The sequence below is a fragment of the Actinoplanes aureus genome, assembly GCF_015704865.1.
GTDB lineage: Bacteria > Actinomycetota > Actinomycetes > Mycobacteriales > Micromonosporaceae > Actinoplanes > Actinoplanes aureus.
Genome location: NZ_JADQTO010000022.1, coordinates 52,115 through 72,591, shown reverse-complemented (window position 1 = coordinate 72,591; position 20,477 = coordinate 52,115). Strand labels below are relative to the sequence as shown.

Here is a 20,477-nt window from a genome sequence, read left to right as displayed (position 1 = left end):
CAAGCGTTAGGGTCTGGTGTGGTGGTTGAGTGGGGTTCACAGCGGGATCTGTTCGACGTGCCGGACGAGGTCGCGTACTTCAATACGGCCAGCCTGTCGCCGTCACTGCACTCGGTCCGCGCGGCCGGCGAGTCGGCGCTGCGTCGACGGGCCCAGCCGTGGGAAATCGGCGAAACCGACTGGTTCGCCGACGTGGAGCGGCTGCGGACACTCGCGGGGCGGCTCGTCGGCGGCGACGCCGAGGGCATCGCCCTGGTGCCGGCCACAAGTTACGGATTCGCGGTCGCCGCAGCCAACCTCCGGATCGAGGCCCGGCAACAGATCCTCGTCCTGGCCGAGGAATACCCGTCCGGCATCTACACGTGGCGCCGCTTAGCCGAGCGCACAGGCGCGGGCATCCGCACGGTGATCCGGGCGCCCGGGCAGACCTGGACCGAAGCGGTGCTGGCCGCGATCGACGAGCGGGTCGGGATCGTCTCGGTGCCCAACGTCCACTGGACCGACGGTGGGCTGGTCGATCTGGAGCAGGTCGCCGCGCGCACCCACGCGGCCGGTGCCCGGTTCGTCGTCGACGCGAGTCAGTCGCTCGGCGTGATGCCGCTCGACGTCACCGCGCTGCGCCCCGACTTCGTCGTCTCGGTCGGATACAAATGGCTGCTGGGCCCGTTCGGACGCGGGTACCTCTGGGTCGCTGAGCAGCACCGCCAGGGCCAGCCCCTGGAGGAGAACTGGATCCTGCGGGCCGGCTCGGACGACTTCGCCGGGCTCGTCGACTACCGCGACGAGTATCTGCCCGGCGCGCGGCGCTACGACCAAGGCGCGCGAACGCTGTTCGAGCTGACTCCCATGGCTGTCGCGGCGCTCGAGCAGGTCCTCGCCTGGGGCCCGTCACGCATCGCTGCCACCCTCACCGCGGTGACCGACGAGATCGCCACGCGAGTCACGGCCGCGGGGCTCGGCGTCACCGTCACCGAGCCGCGTGGCCCGCACCTGCTCGGGCTGCGCGTCCCCGCCGGCGCGACCGACCGGGTCGCCACCGCACTCCGGGCCGCGAACTGTTTCGTGGCACGCCGCGGTGACGCGATCCGGGTCTCGCCACACCTGCACGTCACTCCGTCAGACGTCGACCGCCTCGTTACGACCCTGGTCGCGAGCCTCTGATCGCGTAATCTCGGCACGAGCGCGCCCGGCGAGCAGATACTCGTGACGTCCCGTGTTGCTCAACTCGCGGCCCTGTTGAAAGACCGCTGATCAGCCCGTTGCGTCGCGGACGTCTTGTCCCTGCTCGGCGAATGCCTTGAAATCCTGCATGTGCTGTCGCGACTGCTTGCGGAAGGCACCGGGCATCAAGAGTCCCACCAGCCGCATCAGAAAGTCGTTGAACCGGTACTCATTCTCGCTCTGCCAGAGCGTCCTGTGCGGGCCGGCTTCGGTCAGCCGTTCCCGCGCGGCGCTCCACATGCCGTCGCCGACGATCTCGCGGTCGAAATGAACGACGGCTTCCTTCGGGATCTCGTGCAGATCCACCGGTTCCCGGCGGGTGATGGTCTCGGTGCCCTCGAACTTCTGGTTGCCCATCTGCATCACGACTCGAGATGTGGTGCCGACCTGCCCGTGTTCGCCACTGACCGGCTCGTGCAGCACCAAGCCCCGCAGCCATTTCGGATAATGTGCCGGGTCTGCCAGCAGCTGGACCACCCTCTCCCTCGGCAGGGCGATCTCGATCGAGACGGTGTACTTCATGGTGGCGCGCTCCAGATTCTCGAGTGAACGAGCACGTTGCGGCGCCGCTCATATTAGTCCAGCCGAGCTTTGGGTCGCGTTGGCCAATAGGCTGACCTCGTGGAACAGCCCGGCCCAGATTCGTCGCGGCTTTCGTGCGCAGTGTCGCCGTGCTTGCCCTGGAGGCCGACGCGCAGATCGCTTGGCTCGGAGAGAAGGGCCTCCCGCTGGTGGACGAGCTGGCGTTGGAGTTTGACGACGGTTTCCGGCTGGTACCGACCTTCATCGAGCGTGGCTGGTTGAACGCCACGGTGCTGGCCGAGATCGAGCTTCGATGAGTGGAGAGCACAACGCTGGCCTGTGGCAAGTCGAGGCCTTGGCCAGGAGAACGGAATGGGATCGGGTCAGGGCATTGGCAAGGACGGCATTGAGTCTCCTGCCCTGACCTACGCACCACTTTCGGCAGAAGTGCGCGCCGGCCGGGTCGCGAAATTAGTCAACGAGATCATCCTCGGACCACGAACTCCAGCTCACCCACGGGATTGGCGAATTCGCTGACGCGCAGTGACACTTGCATCCGCCACGTCCCGGGTGCCGGGAGCATGACCTGCGCCGTGTAGAAGCCCGGTGATACCTGTGTCAGCGGGACAGCGCCGAGCGCCGCTCGGTCGGAGGACAGGCGCACCACCGGTGGTGCGACACCCTCGGTGGGTTCACCGGCCACGGAGCTCAGCCGAAGGGTGACGGTGTTGGAACCGCGGGCGAGTGGTGTGAGGGTAGCCCGCACCTCGACGTCGCCCAGTGTTGTTGTACGAGTGTCGGGATTGGCCTGAGCCGCCGCGCTCGCGGGCAGGGAACCGTCCTCGGGACTCGTGCCGACGAGGAGGCCGGTGATGAGCAGGGCGACAGTAAGAACCGCGCCCTCGATCGCGGTGGCGCGCACCACCGAACGGGAGGGTGGTTGTCGGTTGGTCCGCTTCGTTGCCTGCTTGAGCCGGGGGAGGAGCGACCACCTGTTCCACGCCGCGATGGCGACCGCGACCAGCACAATGGCGACCTTGACCAGCAGGAGCTGCCCATAGCCGGTGTCGACGAGAGCTCCCCAGGACCCGAGAATCCGCCATGCGAGCAGCGAGCCGGTGGCGATCAAGGCCGCGAGTACGCCGGCGGCGGCGGTCGAGAACCGGGCGAGCACCTCGGCCGCGTGGGCACCACGACTGGAGAGGTCTGGCAATGTCAGCGTCAGGCCGACGAGTCCACCGAGCCAGACGCTGCCCGCGAGCAGATGCAACGCGTCCGCGCCGATAGCGAGGACTTCCGGGCTCGCTGCGCGGGTGTGTCCCACCAGTGCGGGGGCCATGGCCGCGATCGCGGCGACCGCTACCGCTGCGACGCGCCGCTGTCGCGATGCCCGCCCCAGACTGAGCAGGGCTACGGCCAGCACCATTCCGCCGATGACGGCTGCCGCAACGGCGTACTCGGTCAGGGGCAAAGAGGACCACGTTGGGCCCTGGGCGAGCAGGCTCGGCCCGCCACCGAGCAGATAGATCGCGGTGATCGGCAAGGCTGCAAGCCAGGCTGCGGCTGCGACGGCCGTTACGGTACGCGTGACAGCGGCCAAACGGCGTCGTAGGCGGTCGGCCCACGGGCTGGCGGGCAGGAAGACGGCGGCGAATGTGACAAGCCCCGTGGCGAGGAGGAGGCCGACATAGCCCACCCAGCGGGCAAGGGTCAGTGTCCAGGAGACCTCGGCGATGCGCGAGTCACTCGAAGGTGGAGTGGCGACCGGGGTGGGCGCGCCGACGGAGAAGGTGAGGGCGCCGCCGATGGGATGCCCGTCCTCGGAAACGACCCGCCAGGTGATCACAGTCGTACCGTTGCCCAGCTGTTCCGACAGGCCGACCTCGAGCTCGGTGCCCTTGACGGTCGTCGTCGCGTCGACCAGTTCACCCTGAGCGTCGAACACCTGGACACCGTTCGGGACGCCGCGCATGGCTTCATCGAACGTGAACAGGATCTGGTCGGGTGCAGTCTGCAGAACCGCCCCTTCGGCCGGGTCGGTGCTGACGAGGTCGGCGTGCGCGTTCGCCGGCTGGGAGATGCCGAGCAGCATCATGGGGACCAGGACCAGCAGGGCCGTTGTTCGTAGTCGTCGCGGTCGTCGGTTGGTCATGTCCGGCGTCGCTGTCGAACGAGCGCTGCGCCACCGAGAACCGAGCCGAGGACGCCGGCCGCCAGCGCGGCAAGCGTCAGGGAGTCGTCCCCTCCTGGCGCTTGCTCGAAGCGCGAGCCGCCGCTGGCCGCGTGGTGGTGCATGCCCTCGGCCGGTTCGGAGATGATGAAGCCGGGCGCGGGCAACTCGAGATCCTCGACGTTCTGCCCGTCGTGCGGAACTTCTATCCAGGCCGATTCGCCCTGCTCGCAGGTCTGGATGGTCGGGAAAGCCAGTGTGGTGCCGCCGGCTTCGGGCAGCTGGACCGCAAGTTCGAAAGTCTCGCGGTACCCGTCTGGGAGCGGGGTGTCCGTCCGGAAAGTGACCGAGGCGACCCGTTCCACGATCTTGTTGCCGTGAGAGTCCGTTGCCGGCGGGTCGATCTTCTCTGTCCTCTTCTCGACCTTCCACAGCGCTGTGCGGGTGGGGCTCACCGAGGTGATCTGCTCCGGGATCTGAATGGTGATCTTGGTGGTGGGCGATGTCCCGCAGCCGTGCCCGACAGTGAACTCGAGGACGGCGTGGGCGCCAGCCGTGGTCGTGGAGGGAGTGACGGCGACGTGGGCGCTTGCCGGCGCAGCGAGGCCGACCAGGCTGACGATCAGCGTAGCGGCGCCGGCTCGCATGACGCGCCGTGACCGCCTCCGAGCCGAGCGCCGGTCGTGCTCGTCGGCCCGGGTCCGGGTGAATCCGATGTAGTCGCGCCGCATGTCGCATCCTCGCGCCTCAGGACGAGTCGGCTCGCCGGTGGTGATCGCACCGATTGGACCAACAGGCTGAACCGATGTCAAGGATGTGAACTAGCCGGGCCCTGCATTGCGGCGCCACAGGGGAAACGGTAGCGTCGGTTCACGTTAGTGAACTGGGATCCATCCCATGGACGACTGATAAGGGAGAAGGCGCATGCCTAACATCACCGTCGAGTTGCTCGCGGGCCGGTCCGTGGAGCAGCGCAAGGCCTTCGCCCGAGCCGTGACCGACCATGCCGTCGAAATCCTCGGCGCCCGTCCGCAGGACGTCCGCATGGTGTTCAACGAGATCACCCCGGATGTCGTGGCCAACGGAGGCGTGTTGGCCAGCGAGGACCCCACCCGCGCTGGTGTGCTGGCCGCGCTCGACAAGCGCTAGGGCTGTTCGGCCCCGCGGTCACCGAGTCGTCCAGCTCCACGTCAGATATTTCCGGCGTTCTCCCGGCTCAGCCGGGAGAACGCCGAGCCAAACAGCCTGCGCGGCAGTGGGTCAGCGCAGCAACCTGTTGTCACGCATCGCCGACAGGCGAGCCTTCACGCTCAGCAGGGTCTCGATGATGAAGTCCTCCCGGCCCTGGTCGAGGCGGCTGATCGGCACTGCGACGCTTATCGCGTCAACCGATCGGCGCGAGAAGGGCAGCGCGACGCCGAAGCAGCGTACGCCCAGGCAGGACTCCTCGCTCTCCTCCGCGTAGCCGAGCTGGACGGCCTTGTCGATGATCGCCAGCACGGCGTCCCGGTCCGTGGTCGTCTGGGAGGTGACGGCCTTGATCTGGTGGGGGACGAGCGTGCCGCGGGCGTCTTCGGGCAGCTCTGCGAGCATCGCCCGGCCGAGAGCCGTGGAGTAGGCGGGAAGACGGCGGCCGACGGCCGAGTACATGCGCAGCGGATGCTTGGACTCGCGCTTGGCGGTGTAGATGACCTCCGCGCCCTCCAGCCGGCCCAGGTGCACCGTCTCCTCGGTGGCCGCCGCGATCTCGTCCATCACCGAGCCGGCACGCGACAGCACCGGGTCGCCGTCGAGATAGGCGGAGCTGACCGTCAGCGTGTGAACACCGAGCCGGTAGACGCTGCCGGTCTGGTCGGTGTCCAGCCACCCGCGGGCGCACATGGTGCGCAGGAGCGCGTGCAAGCTGCTCTTCGGGATGCCGAGGCGCTTGGCCAGCTGCAGCTGGGTGCCGGGGCCATTGGCGGCGATGTCGTCGAGGACGTCGAGGACTCGTGCCGCAGATTTGACCTGCGAGGTGGCGGAGCTGCCGTTGACCGTCTTCTCCGTGTCCACCGAGACCTCCTCGTCAAGCATGGCGCGTTCGTTCGCAGTCTCCTGACCCTACACCAGTTCACATAGAGGAACAGATTTCGGCCCCTTGACCTGTGATCGGAGCCATAGGTATCGTCGCGGTCAGTTCACGTAGCTGAACGCGGTTCACAAACGAGGAGAGTCTGTTGATCGAGGTTAGGTACTCCGCATCGCCCTCCGACGTTGAGACGGCGACCAATGCGGACCTGCGAAAAAACTTCCTCGTGGAGGACCTGTTCCGCACCGGCGAAGTGCGCGGGGTGTACACCCACGACGACCGGCTCGTGGTCGGCGGAGCGGTTCCCGGAGACGGTCAGCTCGAGCTGCCGGCCTGGGACGTGCTCGGCGCCGCCTCGCACCTGGCCCGCCGCGAGCTCGGCATCGTCAACGTCGGGCAGGCCGGCCACGTGCTCGTCAACAACGAGAAGTTCGAGCTGCGCCACCTCGACGGACTGTTCGTCGGCCGTGGCAGTGAGGTCGTCTTCACCGGCCCCGACGCCGCGTTCTACTTCGTCTCCGCCCCGGCACACGCGGCCTACCCGACCACCCTGCTGAGCCACGCGACGGTCGAGCCGCTCAAGCTGGGCGCGCCGGAGAGCGCCAACGAGCGCAGCCTTTACCGGTACGCCTGGGGCCAGGAGCTGCAGACCGCAGTCCTGCAGTTCGGCGTGACCGTCATCGCCGAGGGCTCCGTGTGGAACACCTGCCCGCCGCACCTGCACGACCGCCGCACCGAGGTCTACATGTACGTCGACCTCGACGAGAAGGAACGGGTCGTCCACCTGATGGGCCAGCCCGGCGCTTCCCGTCACCTCGTCCTGCGCAACCGCGAAGCCGTCATCTCGCCGCCGTGGTCCATCCACTCGGGCGTCGGCACCGGCTCGTACGCCTTCATCTGGGCGATGGGCGGCGAGAACAACGACTACACGGATCTGACCCCGGTCGCGCTGGAGGATCTGTGACCAGCCAGACGGCGGCCGAGCTCCGCTCGCCGTTCGACCTGCACGGCCGCCGCGCCGTCGTGACCGGCGCCGGCCGCGGGCTGGGACAGGCCATCGCTCGAGGGCTCGCCCGGGCCGGAGCCGACCTGGTGCTGCTGGGCCGGCCCGGAAGCCAGTCCGCCACCCGCGACCAGGTGGCCGACCTCGGCCGGGACGTCCAGGTCGTCGACCTCGACGTCAGCGACCACGAGGCCATCGCGCGGGTCGCCGCCGAGGTGAACGGCAACCACCAGGTCGACATCCTGATCAACAACGCCGGCATCATCGACCGCGAGGACACGGTCAACGTGAGCCGGCAGTCCTGGAACCGCGTCCTCGACACCAACCTGAACGGCCTGTTCTTCCTCTGCCAGGAGTTCGGGCGTCCCATGACCGAACGCGGCCACGGCAAGATCGTCAGCGTCGCCAGCCTGCTCTCCTTCCAGGGCGGCATCCGCGTCGCGTCGTACGCCGCCAGCAAGCACGGCGTCGCCGGCATCACCAAGGCCCTGGCCAACGAGTGGGGCCCGCTCGGTGTGCAGGTCAACGCCATCGCGCCCGGCTACATCGCCACCGACAACACCACCGCGCTGCGTGCGGACCCCGACCGTTCCCGGTCGATCCTCGAACGCATCCCCGCCGGCCGCTGGGGAGACGCCTCCGACATCGCCGGACCCGCCGTCTTCCTGAGCTCGGCCGCCGCCGATTACGTCAACGGCCACGTCCTGGTCGTCGACGGAGGCTGGATGGCCCGCTGACCCCGGCCTCCATCACCGCACCGATCCCGTACGAAAACGACGCCTCTTTCGAATGTGCCACCGCGCCGGAGCTCCGGCATCGAAGAAATTGAGGATTGACCATGAAGATCACCCCTCGTCCCGCCGCAGCCATAATGAGCCTGTCACTGGCGGCCGCCGTCCTCACCGGTTGCAGCAGCGAGCAGGCCGGTGGAGAAGACACCAGTGCCAGCGAGGCCGGCTGCAAGTCGGCTGACGTCCGGCTGGTGGGTCAGGTCCGCAACGAGTCCAACCCGTACGAAGCCTCGTGGCTGGCCGGCGGCGACGCCTTCGCCCAGTCGGTCGGCCTCAAGCAGGAGCGCCTCACCTACGACGGCGACTCCACCAAGCAGCAGGAGCAGATCAGCCAGCTTCTCGCCGGCGACACCAAGTGCCTGGTCATGAACGTGCTACCCAACGGCGACTCGGACACCCCGCCGATCGTCAAGGGCGCCGACCAGGCCGGCGCCTACCTCGTCACCCAGTGGAACAAGCCGGCCGACCTCAAGCCGGCCGACTACAAGACGTGGATCAGCCACATCACCTACAACGGCGTCGAGTCGGGCCAGCAGATCGGCGACGCGCTCGCCACGGCGATCGGCGGCACCGGCGGCATCATCGCGCTGCAGGGCATCCTCGACACCGCGGCCGCCAAGGACCGGTTCGCCGGCCTCGAGGCGTCACTCAAGAAGAACTCCGGCGTCAAGCTGCTCGACCAGCAGGCCGCCAACTTCTCGCGCGCCGAGGCGCTCACCGTCACCAAGACGCTGCTCACCAAACACGGCGACAACGTCAAGGGCATCTGGGCCGCCAACGACGATATGGCCCTCGGCGCACTCGAGGCACTGCAGCAGGCGGGCAAGGCCGGCAAGGTCGCGGTGGTCGGCATCGACGCCGTCCCGGACGCCATCACCGCCATCCAGGGCGGCAAAATGACCGCCACCGTCTCCAGCGACGGCACCTGGCAGGGCGGCATCGGCCTGGCGATCGGCTACTGCGTGGCCACCGGCAAGCTGAAGGTCGCCGACATCGCCGCCGACAACCGGGCGTTCTTCGCCAAGCAGTTCCTCGTCACCAAGGACAACGCCGCCGACTTCGCGCAGCCGAAGTCGAACCCGGCGGACTACGAATGCGGCAACGTCTTCAACCGTGTGGCCGGGCCGCTGACGTGACAATGACGGCCGAGGAGGTTGTTACCGCGCCTCGCCGCCAGTCCCGGCGAGGCGCGTCGTTCCGGGACGCCGGCCCACCGGTCGCGCTGATCGTCATCTTCGGAATCTTCGCGGCGTTGAGCCCGCAGTTCCGCAGCATCGACAACGTCCAGAACATCGTGGACGCGGCCGCGGTGCTCGCCGTCGTCACGTGCGGCATCACGTTCGTACTGATGATGGGGTCCATCGACCTGTCGGCCGCCGGCGTGATGGGCGCCTCAGCCCTGACGGTGTCGCTGCTGGTGGCCAACAACCGCAACGACAACGACTTCGGGCTGCTCGGGATCCTGGTCGCCGTCCTGCTGGGCTGTGCGTTCGGCTGCCTGAGCGGGCTCGCCCTGGTCCTGCTGAAGGTGCCGTCGTTCATGGCCACGTTGGGGGTGTCGGCCATCGGGCTCGGCGTCGCGACCCTGATGTTCGCCGGCGTGCAGCCCAACATCTCCGACGCCATGCTCGAGAGCTGGGCGATCGAGCGCTTCCTCGGGTTCGCCTATCTCACCTGGATCGCCGCCGCGTGCATCCTGGTGGGCTGGCTCATCCAGCGCTACACCCGGCTCGGCCGGTACGCCTACGCGATCGGAGGCGCCGAGGAGGTGCTCACGCTCTCGGGCGTCCGGGTGAAGCCGTACAAGATCGCGGTCTTCACTCTCGCCGGCGCCTTCTACGGCCTGGGCGGGGTCATGGTGACCAGCCAGCTCGGTGCCGGCCTGGTACAGGCCGGCGACGGATACGACTTCTCCGCCATCACCGCCGCCGTCGTGGGCGGCACCCTGCTCACCGGCGGCCGCGGCGGCATCCTGCACTCCGCCGTCGGTGTCCTGCTCGTCATGGTGCTCACCAACGGTCTCGTGCAGGTCGGGGTCAGCCCCTATTGGCAGGGCGGTGTGGAGGGCCTCATCGTGGTGGCCGCGGTCGCTGCCGCGGTCATTCCCCAGCGTCGACGGAACCAGGTGGTCAAATGAGCGCGGTGCCGGCACTGGAGGTACGCGGCCTCGTCAAGCACTACCCGGGCGTGAAGGCTCTCGACGGCGTCGACCTGATCGTCCGGCAGAACGAGGTCCTCGGTCTGGCCGGCGAGAACGGCGCCGGCAAGTCCACGCTGCTCAAAGCGCTGGTCGGCCTGGTCGCCCCGGATGCCGGTGAGATCTATGTCCGCGGCGAGCCGGTGAAGCTGCGCAGTGTCGTCGATGCCGCCGACCACGGCATCGGGATGGTCTTCCAGGAGCAGTCGCTGGTGCCCAATCTGACCGCTGCGGAGAACATCGTCCTCGGCAGCGAAGGGGCCGCCGTCCGTCGCGGCATCTACCGCTGGGACGCCATGCGCCGCCTGGCGCAGGAACAACTCGACAAAATCGGCTCGCATATCGACCCGCTGGCGCGTACCGACACGCTCACCTTCGCCGAGCGGCAGATGGTCGAGATCGCGAAGGTGCTGCGCATCGAGGAACGCAGCCAGCACCCGCCGGTCATCATCCTGGACGAGCCGACCTCGGTGCTGGAGTCGAAGGAGATCGAGACCCTGTTCGCTCAGATCCGCCGGCTGCGCGAGTTCGCCTCGGTCGTGTTCGTCTCGCACCGTCTCGACGAGGTACTGGACGTGTGCGACCGGGTGACCGTGCTGCGCAGCGGCCAGTCGGTCGGCGAGGTCGCCACGGCCGGTGCCGTTCCCCGCGAGCTGCACCGGATGATGATCGGGTCCACCGGGTCCGACGATCACTACCACGAGAACGCCGCCGCGCCCGTCACGGCAGAGCAGCCTCGGCTGTCCGTACGCGGATTGTCGGGCAAGTCGTTCCACGACATCGACCTCGATGTCGCCGCCGGCGAGATCGTGGCGATCGTCGGCGTCCACGGATCCGGTCGCGAGGACGTCTGCCGCGCCCTGTTCGGCGCCGAGCCGACCACCGCCGGCGAGATCCGGATGGACGGCAAGAAGATCGACCTCCCCAACACCCGTGCCGCGTGTGCCGCCGGCATCGGCTACGTGCCGGCCGAACGCAAGATCGAGGGCATGGTCGGCTCGATGTCGGTGGCCGAGAACATGACCCTGACCAAGCAGAAGGCCCGCTGCACGGGCCCCTTCGTGGCACCCAAGAAGCAGGCCACCCTGGTGGACAGCTGGATTCGCCGGCTGTCCATCCGTACGCCGAACCGCGACACCGCCATCGGCCGGCTGTCCGGCGGCAACCAGCAGAAGGTGGTCCTCGCCCGATGGCTGGTCGGCGGCGACATCCGGCTGCTCCTGCTGGACCACCCGACGCGCGGCCTGGACATCGGCGCCCGCTCGGAGGTGTACCGGCTGATGCGCGAACTCGCCGCGAGCGGGGTCGCCACCGTACTGCTGGCCGACAGCCTCGAGGAGGCCATCGGCATGGCCGACCGCATCCTGGTCATGAACGACGGACGCGTCGCCACCGAGGTGGCCTGCCCGAGCGGCGGCAAGCCCAGCCCGCTGGATCTCGTCAAGGAGATGGTGTGAGCACTCCCGTCGCCGTGAGACCGGCCACCGAACCCGCCACCGTCAAGAGCGGGCCCCGTCCCGTTGAGCGGCTCACCGGGTTCATGCCGCTCATCGCCCTGGTCGCGCTGGTGGCCGCGCTGACCATCGCCGACCCGGATTTCCTGACGCAGCGCAGCCTGACCGCGGCGGCGCGGACCGCCGCACCGCTGATCGTGCTCGCCGCAGGGGCGACGCTCGTCGTCCTCTGCGGTGGCATCGACCTTTCCATCGCGGCGCTCGCGTCGCTGTCGACAGTCCTGCTGGCCCTGTGGCTGCCGGACCTGGGTGGGCTGGCCACGCCGGTTGTCATCGTGGTGGCGGCGGCGATCGGCGCGGTGCAGGGTACGGCGCATGTGCTGCTGCGGATCCCGTCGTTCATCGTCACCCTGGGCGGGTTGAGCATCCTGTCCGCGGTCGCCCTCGTCGTCTCCGGCGCCGGCACCGTACGGGTCGTGGACGACTCGCCGGTCAAGTGGCTCGACCTCTATGTCGCCGGCTACGTGCCGATGTCGTTCGCGGTGGCGGTCATCGTCGTCGCTCTGATCGCTGTGGTCCTCAAGGTGACCCCGCTGCAGAGCTGGATCTCCGCGACCGGCTACTCCGAGTCGGCCGCACGGCTGGCCGGCACGCCTGTCGACCTGGTCAAGATCGGCGCGTTCTGCGTTTCCGGTGCCTGTGCCGGGCTGGCCGCTGTCATGCTGGTCTCCCGTCAGTTCAGCGGCGGCCCGACCATGGCCGACAACCTCCTTCTGCCGGCGGTCGCGGCGATCGTCGTCGGCGGCACCGCGATCACCGGTGGTCACGGCAGCGTGTGGCGCAGCCTCGCCGGCGCGCTCGTCGTGACGCTGCTGCGCGTCGGGCTGCCGATCGTCGGTGTGCCATCGGCCTACGAGCAGATCCTGTACGGCGCGATCATCGTCGTCGCCGTCGCGCTCACCCTCGACCGGTCACGAGTTTCGATCATCAAGTAGCTCCACCCACAACCTACGGAAGGCAACCATGCCCTACGAGAACTCCGCTCTGCTGCCCGCCGTCCGCTCGTTCCTGTCCGCACCCAAGAAGCTGCTGATCGACGGCGACTGGGTCGACGCGAAGGACGGCCGAACCTTCGCCACCGTCAACCCGTCGACCGAGGAGGAGCTGGTTCAGGTCGCGTACGCGTCGAGTGTCGACGTAGATCGCGCGGTCGTGGCGGCTCGCGCGGCGTTCGAGTCCGGCTCTGCGTGGTCGAAGATGACCCCGCGTGACCGTTCCCACCTGCTGTGGCGCATCGGCGACCTGATCGAGGCGCACGCCGACGAGTTCGCCCAGCTGGAGGCCCTCGACAACGGCAAGCGCGTGGAAGCGGCCCGCGACGGTGACATCGCGGTCTCCGCCGAGCTGTTCCGCTACTTCGCGGGCTGGGCGACCAAGATGGAAGGCACGTCCATCCCGATGTCCGTGCCGGGCCGCGAGTTCCACGCCTACACCCGCCGCGAGCCGGTCGGCGTCGTCGCGGGCATCGTGCCGTGGAACTTCCCCCTGCTGATGGCCTGCTTCAAGATCGTCCCGGCGATCACGGCGGGCAACACCGTCATCCTGAAGCCGGCCGAGCAGACTCCGCTGACCGCGCTGCGCCTCGGTGAGCTGCTGCTCGAGGCGGGCGTGCCGGCCGGCGTCGTGAACGTCCTGCCCGGCTTCGGTGACACCGGGGCCGCGCTGGTCGACCACCACGGCGTCGACAAGGTCGCCTTCACCGGCAGCACCGAGGTCGGCAAGAAGATCGCCACTGCCGCCTCGGTCAACCTCAAGAAGGTCTCCCTCGAGCTCGGCGGCAAGGCTCCCAACATCATCTTCAACGACGCCGACATCGACGCCGCGATCGCCGGTGCGGTGCTGGGTGGCTACTTCAACGAGGGGCAGTGCTGCGTCAACGGCTCGCGCCTCTACGTCCAGCGTGGCGTCTTCGACCGGGTCGTCGAGGGTGTGGCCGCGGCCGCGCGCGCGATCAAGGTGGGCGACGGCTTCGACCCGAGTTCGCAGATGGGTCCGCTCGTCTCGCAGGAGCAGCACGAGAAGGTGCTGGGGTACATCCGCGGGGCGGTGGAGCAGGGCGCCGTCCTGAACGCGGGAAGTGCCGACGCGGTCGGTGACCGCGGCTTCTTCGTGGCGCCGACGCTCATCACCTCGGTCAACGAGCAGATGGCGGTGCAGACCGACGAGATCTTCGGCCCGGTAGTGACCGCGATCCCGTTCGACACCGAGGACGAGGTGGTCGCGGCCGCGAACAACACGGTGTACGGGCTCGCCGCCGGCGTCTGGTCGAACAACATCGGTACGGCGCACCGCGTCGGTGCCCGTCTGCGGGCCGGCACGGTGTGGCTCAACACGTGGCACGCCGATGACGTCACCCTGCCGCGCGGTGGCTTCAAGCAGTCGGGCTGGGGCCGCGAGCTCGGATCGTTCGGTTTGGACGACTACACCGAGCTCAAGACCGTCATCGCCGAGCTGCGATGAGCGTCACCGACGTCCTGCAGGGGCACCGGGTGGTGCCGGTCGTCGTCCTGAACGATCCGGCGTCCGCCGACGACCTCGGCGCGGCCCTGGTCGCCGGCGGCCTGCCGATCGCGGAGGCCACCTTCCGCACACCGGAGGCGGCGCAGGTCCTGCGCCGGCTGGCCCAGCGCGCTGACCTGGTCGTGGGGGCCGGCACGGTCATCTCGGCCCGGCAGGTCGACCTCGCCCATGAGGCGGGTGCCCGGTTCATCGTCTCGCCGGGGCTCAGTGCCGAGGTCGTGCGCCGCTGCCAGGCGCTCGATCTGCCGGTGATCCCCGGGGTCAGCACCGCCACCGAGATCATCGCGGCGCTGGATCTCGGTCTGAACACGGTCAAGTTCTTCCCGGCCGAGGCCTGCGGCGGGTTGCCCACGGTCAAGGCTCTGTCGGCGGCGTTTCCCCAGGTCCGGTTCGTCCCGACCGGGGGGATCACGGCGCAGAACGCGCCGGCGTACCTCGCCCACCCGGCGGTCGCCGCCGTCGGTGGGAGCTGGATGGTGGCGCCCGACCTGTTGGCTGCCGGCAAGTGGGACGAGGTCACCGCGAGGTGCGCAGGCCTGCAGGGAGCAGCGTCATGATCGAGTTACGTCCGGCCGCCGACTGCGAGTTCGACATCGTGGCACTGGGCGAGGTGATGCTGCGGCTCGACCCCGGTGAGAGCCGGGTCCGTACCGCCCGCCGGTTCGACGTGTGGGAGGGCGGCGGCGAGTACAACGTCGCCCGCGGGATGCGCAAGGTGTTCGGGCACCGGGCCGCGGTGGTGACCGCGCTCGCGGACAACGAGATCGGCCGTCTGGTCGAGAACCTCGTGATGCAGGGCGGCGTCGACACCTCTCTGATCCGCTGGGAGAAGTACGACGGGATCGGCCGCACGGTGCGCAACGGGCTCAATTTCACCGAGCGCGGCTTCGGGGTGCGCGGTGCGGTCGGGGTGTCCGATCGCGCCAACACGGCGATCGCCAACGTGCGACCGGGCACGATCGACTGGGACGACCTGTTCGGCCGGCGGGGTGTCCGCTGGCTGCACACCGGCGGCATCTTCGCCGCCCTGTCCGAGAACGCGGCCGCCGTGGCCGAGGAGGCGATGGCCGCCGCGCAGAGCCACGGCACCGTCGTCTCCTTCGACCTCAACTATCGGCCCAGCCTGTGGGCCGGTATCGGCGGCACCGAGGTGGCGCGTGAGGTCAACACCAGGCTGGCCCGGCACGTGGACGTGATGATCGGCAACGAGGAGGACTTCACCGCCGCGCTCGGGTTCGACGTCGAGCACGTCGACGAGCATCTGCGGGCGTTGCCGATCGACAGCTTCGCGCAGATGGTCAGCACGGTGGCCGGCAAGATGCCGTGGCTGTCGATCGTGGCGACGACGCTGCGGACGGTCCACAGCGCCAGCGACAACGACTGGCAGGCGATCGCCTGGTCGCCGCAGACGGGTGTGCTGTCCTCGGTTGCGCGTGACCACCTCGGCATCTTCGACCGGGTCGGTGGCGGTGACGGGTTCGCCTCCGGGTTGATCTACGGCCTGCTCGAGGGCGAGGAGCTGCAGGCCTGTCTGGAGCTCGGTGCCGCTCATGGCGCGCTCGCGATGACCACGCCGGGCGATACCTCGATGGCGACCCGGGAGGAAGTCCGGGCGCTCGCCGGTGGTGGTAGCGCTCGCGTGCGCCGATAGGTCGATCAAACAAGGGTGGGTCCCACTGGGGCCCACCCTTGTTTGGACTCAGTTCTCATATGAGAACTGAAGTAACTTGAGTTCTTGTATATAGACACGGTTCTTGACTATGCATTCATGGGCGTCATACGTTCAGGCCCACCATGGCGGCGACCGTCCTCGCCGCCATGTCAGCCGAACCTCAGGGAGCTCTTATGAAAGTGCCCCGCTTCCCCTTATTCGCCGGTATTGATCGATTGTTCGGAGGGCTGCTCGTCCCCGTCGTCGCAGCGTTCGTCGCGCTGTCGCTGGTTGCCGGGTCGGCGTCCCCCGCCGCGGCCGAAGCCGGCGCCCGAGCGGCCGCCGTCGATGACGGGCGGCTCAACGTGCTGCTGTTCTACAAGCCCAACTTCCACGCCTCGAACGTGCAGGCGCGGCAGGCCGTCCGCGACCTGGCCAACCAGCTCGGCACGCAGTACAGCCAGCCGGTCGAGATCCAGGAGACCGACGACCCCGCGGTCTTCACCACGGCGAACCTCGCCGCCCGCGACACCGTCGTCTTCGCGCAGACCGGCGGTGTGCTGTTCAACGCGGCGCAGCGCTCCGCGCTCGAGGCCTACATCCGTGGCGGTGGCGGCTTCATGGGCCTGCACTACACCGGCTGGTCGGTCGGTGAGAGCGAGCACGACGTCAACCCGTTCTACGCCCGCCTGGTCGGCGCGGTCTCCGAGGGACACCCGGAGAACCCCGGCGTCCGGCCGGGCACCGTGGTCGTCCGCGACACCAGCCACCCGCTCACCCAGGGCGTGCCCACCACGATCTCGCGCAGCGACGAATGGTACGACTGGGTCGTCAACCCGGCGCCCAACGTCCGGACCCTGATCACGGCCGACGAAGCCTCCTACGGCGGCGGCCGCCAGGGCACCCTGCACCCGGTCACCTGGTGCCAGAAGATCGACTCCGGCCGGTCCTGGTACACCTCGATGGGACACGAAGGCACCGCCTACGCCGAGTCCTACATGCGCGCCCAGATGAAGAACGGCCTCGCGTACGCCGCCGGCCTGCTCGCCGCCGACTGCTCACCGCCCACGAAGGACCGCGGCGGTGCCTGGAGCAGCGTCACGCCGTGGCCGCTGATGCCGATCAACATGGCGCTGACCTCCGACGGCAAGGTGCAGTCCTTCGGCAGCGTCGGCGGCTGGGGCAACGACACCACGCCGTACGACTGGACCGGCAACGACTCGATCACCCAGGGCGGCCAGATGGAGGTCGACGTCTGGGATCCCGCCCAGGCACGCACCCTGGCGAACCTGCGCGCCGGCATCCTGCCGAACGTCACGTACACCGACCTGTTCTGCTCCATGCAGGTGCAGAACCCGCACGATCACTCCACGATGACGGTCGGCGGTGACGACAACCTCGGCGGCAACGCCCCGAACGACGCCGCCATCGGCGTCACCAGCTACACCACCAACAACGGGCTGCAGAACGAGGCGCCCATGAACTACCCCCGGTGGTACCCGACCGGCACCACCATGCCCAACGGCGACATCGTCGTGCAGGGCGGCAGCCTGCGTGGCGGACCGGGCGGACCCGGCGTGCTCACCCCGGAGATCTACACCCCGGAGTCGGGCTCCGGCTGGAAGACGCTCGACGGCGCCCGCAGCCCGGCGGCGTACGGCGACGGCGGGTCCGACCACGCCGGCCAGGACGAGAACCGCTGGTGGTACCCCCGGGCCTTCGTCGCGCCGGGCAGCGGGACCCTGTTCAACATCAGCGGCACCCAGATGTTCGAGCTCAACCCCGCCGGCAACAACGGCACCGGACAGCTGGTGCTGCGTGGCACGCTGCCCACCGCCATCGCCAACCAGGGCGCCAACGGCAACCCGGTCGGTGCCACGTCCACGGCCACCATGTATCGCCCCGGCAAGATCCTTCAGGTCGGCGGCGGCTGGTGGGGCAACGGGGGAGGCCCGGACGGCGCTCGCGCCGGCTTCACGGTCGACATCACCGGTGGTACGGCCAGCCCGGTCGTGCGTGCGACCAACCCGATGAAGTACCAGCGCCACTGGGCCACCTCGACGGTGCTGCCCGACGGCGACGTGCTCGTGACCGGTGGCGGCCGCGAGAACAACGGTGGCGGCGGATACGTCACGAACGCCGAGATCTGGGACCCGGACACCGGCGTCTGGAGCGAGGTCGCCGTGCCGCACGCGCACGCTCGGCTCTACCACTCGGCGGCCCTGCTGCTACCGGACGGTCGCGTGATGATGGGCGGCGGCGGTGCTCCCGGTCCGCGCAACTACACGGACGTTGAGTACTACTCCCCGTCGTACCTGTTCAACGGCGACCAGCCCGCCCCGCGACCGGTGATCAACACGGCGCCCGCGAAGATCGGCTACAACGGCAACTTCTCGATCACCGCGTCCGGCACCGTCTCCCGCGTCACGCTGGTCCGCAACGGCTCGGTGACGCACGGATTCAACAACGACCAGAACTTCCAGGACCTGGCATTCAGCCAGTCCGGCGGCACGGTCAACATCACCGCGCCGGCCAACGGCACGTACGCGCCGCCCGGTTCGTACATGCTGTTCGTCTGGGACGCTTCCGGCACCCCGTCGGTCGCGAAGATCCTGAAGGTCGACCCCACGGTGAAGCTGACCCAGCTGAACCCGCGGATCGTCGACCAGTTCGAGTACCCGCGCGTGCCGGCCGAGTGGCGTACCAACACGCCGCCGGCAACCGTCGACGTCGCCCCGGGCAACAGCCGGATGTCCCCGTGGACGGTCGACAGCCAGGTCCAGCTCGTCCGTGGCACCGTCGCTGGTCAGGGCGGTCTCGGCCTCACCGGCTACCAGCTCGGTCTGGGCAACGCGGGCAATATCCGGCGCACGGTCGGCAATCTCACCACCGGCAGCACGTACCGGGTCTCGCTGCGCTACGCACGAGACAGCCGGTCCGCCTCCGGGGCCGGCTCAGCGACCGCCGCACTGACGGTCGGCAACCTGAACGCCACCCTCACCGCCACGACCGCCCTGCCCTCGACGGCCGCCTACGGCAAGTACGTCGGCACCTTCACGGCCGCGTCGAGCTCAGCGACGCTCACCCTGAAGGGCTCCGGGACCGGCGCCGGCCTGATGGTCGACGACCTGGTGGTCGTCGGCGATGACGGACCGGTGGACCCCGGCAACCCCGGCGTCGCCGCTCGTTGGGAGTTCGAGGAGGGTACGGGCACCTCGGCCGCCAACACCGGACCGGCCGGCGGGCCGGGAGCCGCCATCCTGACCGGGACCACGGGCTGGTCGGCCAACGGTGTCATCGGCAAGGCGGTCAACCTGCCCGGCGGCAGCACCGCGAACGCGGTGGACCTGCCGGACAACCTGCTGCAGAACGCGGCGAACTTCACCACCGGGTTCTGGGTACGCCCCGACACCAAGAGCAACTGGACCGGCCTGTTCCACATCGGTGACGGACTCGGCTCGGCCGGGAGCTACTTCCAGATCCAGATGCAGACCCAGGCGGGAGGCAGCACCGGGCTCGCCGCCACCTTCAAGGCGAAGACCGGCCCCGAGGAGAGGGTCTACGCCACTCCGGTCCGGGACGTGGCCGCCAACCAGTGGAACCATGTGGCCTTCACCCGCCAGGGATCGGTCGGCACGCTCTACCTCAACGGTGAGGCGATCGCGACCCGTACCGACCTGACGATCGACATGAGCGCCATCGGTCCGACAGCCAACAACTGGCTGGGCCGCAACGGGTACGGGGACGCCGCGTTCGACGGCCTGATGGATGACGTACGCGTATTCACGTCCGCGCTCAGCGCGGCCGACGTGGCCGCGATGTACAACGAAGGCGTCGCCGTCCGCTACACCTTCGACGAGAACACCGGCACCTCCGCCGGCAACAGCGGAGCCAAGTCGACGATCGGCGCGGCCTCCCTGCTGGGTACGACGGGCTGGGCCGCAGGCCGATCAGGCAGCGCGGTGTCGCTGCCGGGCGGTCCGGCGGACTCGGGTAACCAGGTCCGGCTGCCTGACAACATCGAAGCCGGACTGGACGAACAGTTCACCGTGTCCTTCTGGGCCCGCCCGGACGCGCTTCCGAACTGGGTGCCGCTGGTGCAGATCGGCAGCAGCACGGACACGTTCTTCCTGCTCCAGTCGGCCACGAACGGCGGAACCACCGGGTTCGGGGCCACCTTCAAGGCACCGGGAGTGGCAGCACAGGAGCGGCTCACTCTCGGTGCGGGCAGAGACCTGCCGCTGAACGAGTGGACGCATGTGGTGTTCACGATGAACGGCTCGACCGGGAAGATCTACTTCAATGGCGTCCAGCAGGCCATCCGTACCGATTTCCCCATCAACATCGGCGACGTGGGCGTGGGCGGCAACACCACGGCCAACTTCGTCGGCGGGACGAGTTGGGGAGACCCGAGGTTCGACGGGTTGATCGACGACTTCCGGCTGTACGGCTCCGAGCTCAGCGCCGAGCAGGTAGCGCAATTGCATGCGGGTCGCCGGTGAGCGCGCTGTTCCGGTAGGTGCGTCCACGCCGGCGGCCAGCTGGATCACAGCCCGAGTCGGCAACATGGGCGGCACGACAACGTGGGCCCCGGGAATCCCCCTCCGGGGCCCACGTCCGCTGGCGAGGGCCGAGATGGCGCGCTCGCCGCGGGCTCGGGTCCGTGCGTGGGATCGGTTGACGGGCCTCCGCCGGCGCGACAGTTTCGGTCGGCATCGATGCCGAACCCGGCGGCCAGCCGGGGTAGGTGTCGCCGCTACGCAGGTGAGCCAGGTCGAGTGGTATGTCCGTCCAGCGGGAGCGTGCCTGTCCCTGGTCAA

At 68.9% G+C, this 20,477-nt stretch carries 17 protein-coding genes and 1 pseudogene; 13 read left to right on the top strand and 5 right to left on the bottom strand.

The window, feature by feature from the left end:
- Positions 1-21: 21 nt before the first annotated feature.
- Positions 22-1,161, top strand: a complete 1,140-nt coding sequence (locus I4J89_RS35115) for an aminotransferase class V-fold PLP-dependent enzyme (RefSeq protein ID WP_309238599.1) — start codon at positions 22-24, stop codon at positions 1,159-1,161.
- A gap of 90 nt (positions 1,162-1,251) precedes the next feature.
- Here the strand turns inward: I4J89_RS35115 and I4J89_RS35110 are convergent, their stop codons facing one another.
- Positions 1,252-1,743: an SRPBCC family protein gene (locus I4J89_RS35110; protein WP_196418461.1), complete on the bottom strand. Its 492-nt coding sequence runs from the start codon at positions 1,741-1,743 to the stop codon at positions 1,252-1,254.
- Between the two features lie 134 nt (positions 1,744-1,877).
- On the opposite strand from I4J89_RS35110, the gene I4J89_RS35105 reads away from it, so the two are divergent.
- Entirely contained in the window at positions 1,878-2,060 is a 183-nt protein-coding gene (locus I4J89_RS35105) for a hypothetical protein (RefSeq protein WP_196418460.1), read from the top strand.
- Positions 2,061-2,227: 167 nt separating this feature from the next.
- Here the strand turns inward: I4J89_RS35105 and I4J89_RS35100 are convergent, their stop codons facing one another.
- Positions 2,228-3,838, bottom strand: a complete 1,611-nt coding sequence (locus I4J89_RS35100) for a copper resistance CopC/CopD family protein (protein ID WP_230860105.1) — start codon at positions 3,836-3,838, stop codon at positions 2,228-2,230.
- A 53-nt stretch (positions 3,839-3,891) separates the two neighbouring features.
- Positions 3,892-4,560 carry a YcnI family copper-binding membrane protein gene (locus I4J89_RS35095; RefSeq protein ID WP_230860104.1) on the bottom strand — a complete coding sequence of 223 codons (669 nt, stop codon included), beginning with the start codon at positions 4,558-4,560 and terminating at the stop codon, positions 3,892-3,894.
- Between the two features lie 277 nt (positions 4,561-4,837).
- Between I4J89_RS35095 and I4J89_RS35090 the strand changes: the two genes are divergently transcribed.
- Complete coding sequence (locus I4J89_RS35090; protein WP_196418458.1) at positions 4,838-5,062, top strand: tautomerase family protein; 225 nt, start codon at positions 4,838-4,840, stop codon at positions 5,060-5,062.
- Between the two features lie 111 nt (positions 5,063-5,173).
- On the opposite strand, the gene I4J89_RS35085 is transcribed toward I4J89_RS35090, so the two are convergent.
- Positions 5,174-5,986: an IclR family transcriptional regulator gene (locus tag I4J89_RS35085; RefSeq protein ID WP_196418457.1), complete on the bottom strand. Its 813-nt coding sequence runs from the start codon at positions 5,984-5,986 to the stop codon at positions 5,174-5,176.
- 143 nt (positions 5,987-6,129) lie between these two features.
- On the opposite strand from I4J89_RS35085, the gene kduI reads away from it, so the two are divergent.
- The 10 genes from kduI (at position 6,130) to I4J89_RS35035 (ending at position 20,159) form a co-directional block, all read left to right on the top strand.
- Positions 6,130-6,945 (top strand): 5-dehydro-4-deoxy-D-glucuronate isomerase, encoded by an 816-nt coding sequence (kduI, locus tag I4J89_RS35080; protein ID WP_196418456.1) that lies wholly within the window; start codon positions 6,130-6,132, stop codon positions 6,943-6,945.
- Positions 6,942-7,721: a 2-dehydro-3-deoxy-D-gluconate 5-dehydrogenase KduD gene (gene kduD, locus I4J89_RS35075; protein ID WP_196418455.1), complete on the top strand. Its 780-nt coding sequence runs from the start codon at positions 6,942-6,944 to the stop codon at positions 7,719-7,721. The genes kduI and kduD overlap by 4 nt, the downstream gene beginning before the upstream one ends.
- A gap of 101 nt (positions 7,722-7,822) precedes the next feature.
- On the top strand, positions 7,823-8,911 hold the full coding sequence (locus I4J89_RS35070) for a sugar ABC transporter substrate-binding protein (RefSeq protein WP_196418454.1): 1,089 nt from the start codon (positions 7,823-7,825) through the stop codon (positions 8,909-8,911).
- A 2-nt stretch (positions 8,912-8,913) separates the two neighbouring features.
- Complete coding sequence (locus I4J89_RS35065) at positions 8,914-9,912, top strand: ABC transporter permease (RefSeq protein ID WP_196418453.1); 999 nt, start codon at positions 8,914-8,916, stop codon at positions 9,910-9,912.
- The gene (locus I4J89_RS35060; RefSeq protein WP_196418452.1) at positions 9,909-11,429 is read left to right on the top strand and encodes a sugar ABC transporter ATP-binding protein; all 1,521 of its coding nucleotides are present in this window, start codon (positions 9,909-9,911) and stop codon (positions 11,427-11,429) included. Before I4J89_RS35065 ends, I4J89_RS35060 begins: the two co-directional genes overlap by 4 nt.
- Entirely contained in the window at positions 11,426-12,421 is a 996-nt protein-coding gene (locus tag I4J89_RS35055) for an ABC transporter permease (RefSeq protein ID WP_196418451.1), read from the top strand. The genes I4J89_RS35060 and I4J89_RS35055 overlap by 4 nt, the downstream gene beginning before the upstream one ends.
- Before the next feature lie 28 nt (positions 12,422-12,449).
- On the top strand, positions 12,450-13,946 hold the full coding sequence (locus I4J89_RS35050) for an aldehyde dehydrogenase family protein (protein WP_196418450.1): 1,497 nt from the start codon (positions 12,450-12,452) through the stop codon (positions 13,944-13,946).
- The gene (eda, locus tag I4J89_RS35045; protein WP_196418449.1) at positions 13,943-14,563 is read left to right on the top strand and encodes a bifunctional 4-hydroxy-2-oxoglutarate aldolase/2-dehydro-3-deoxy-phosphogluconate aldolase; all 621 of its coding nucleotides are present in this window, start codon (positions 13,943-13,945) and stop codon (positions 14,561-14,563) included. Before I4J89_RS35050 ends, eda begins: the two co-directional genes overlap by 4 nt.
- Entirely contained in the window at positions 14,560-15,657 is a 1,098-nt protein-coding gene (locus I4J89_RS35040; protein WP_196418448.1) for a sugar kinase, read from the top strand. The genes eda and I4J89_RS35040 overlap by 4 nt, the downstream gene beginning before the upstream one ends.
- A gap of 194 nt (positions 15,658-15,851) precedes the next feature.
- Positions 15,852-20,159: a LamG-like jellyroll fold domain-containing protein gene (locus I4J89_RS35035; protein ID WP_230860103.1), complete on the top strand. Its 4,308-nt coding sequence runs from the start codon at positions 15,852-15,854 to the stop codon at positions 20,157-20,159.
- Between the two features lie 215 nt (positions 20,160-20,374).
- Here I4J89_RS35035 and I4J89_RS52065 read toward each other — a convergent pair.
- Positions 20,375-20,466, bottom strand: a pseudogene (locus tag I4J89_RS52065) (IS5/IS1182 family transposase); the annotation flags it as partial.
- Positions 20,467-20,477 lie beyond the last annotated feature (11 nt).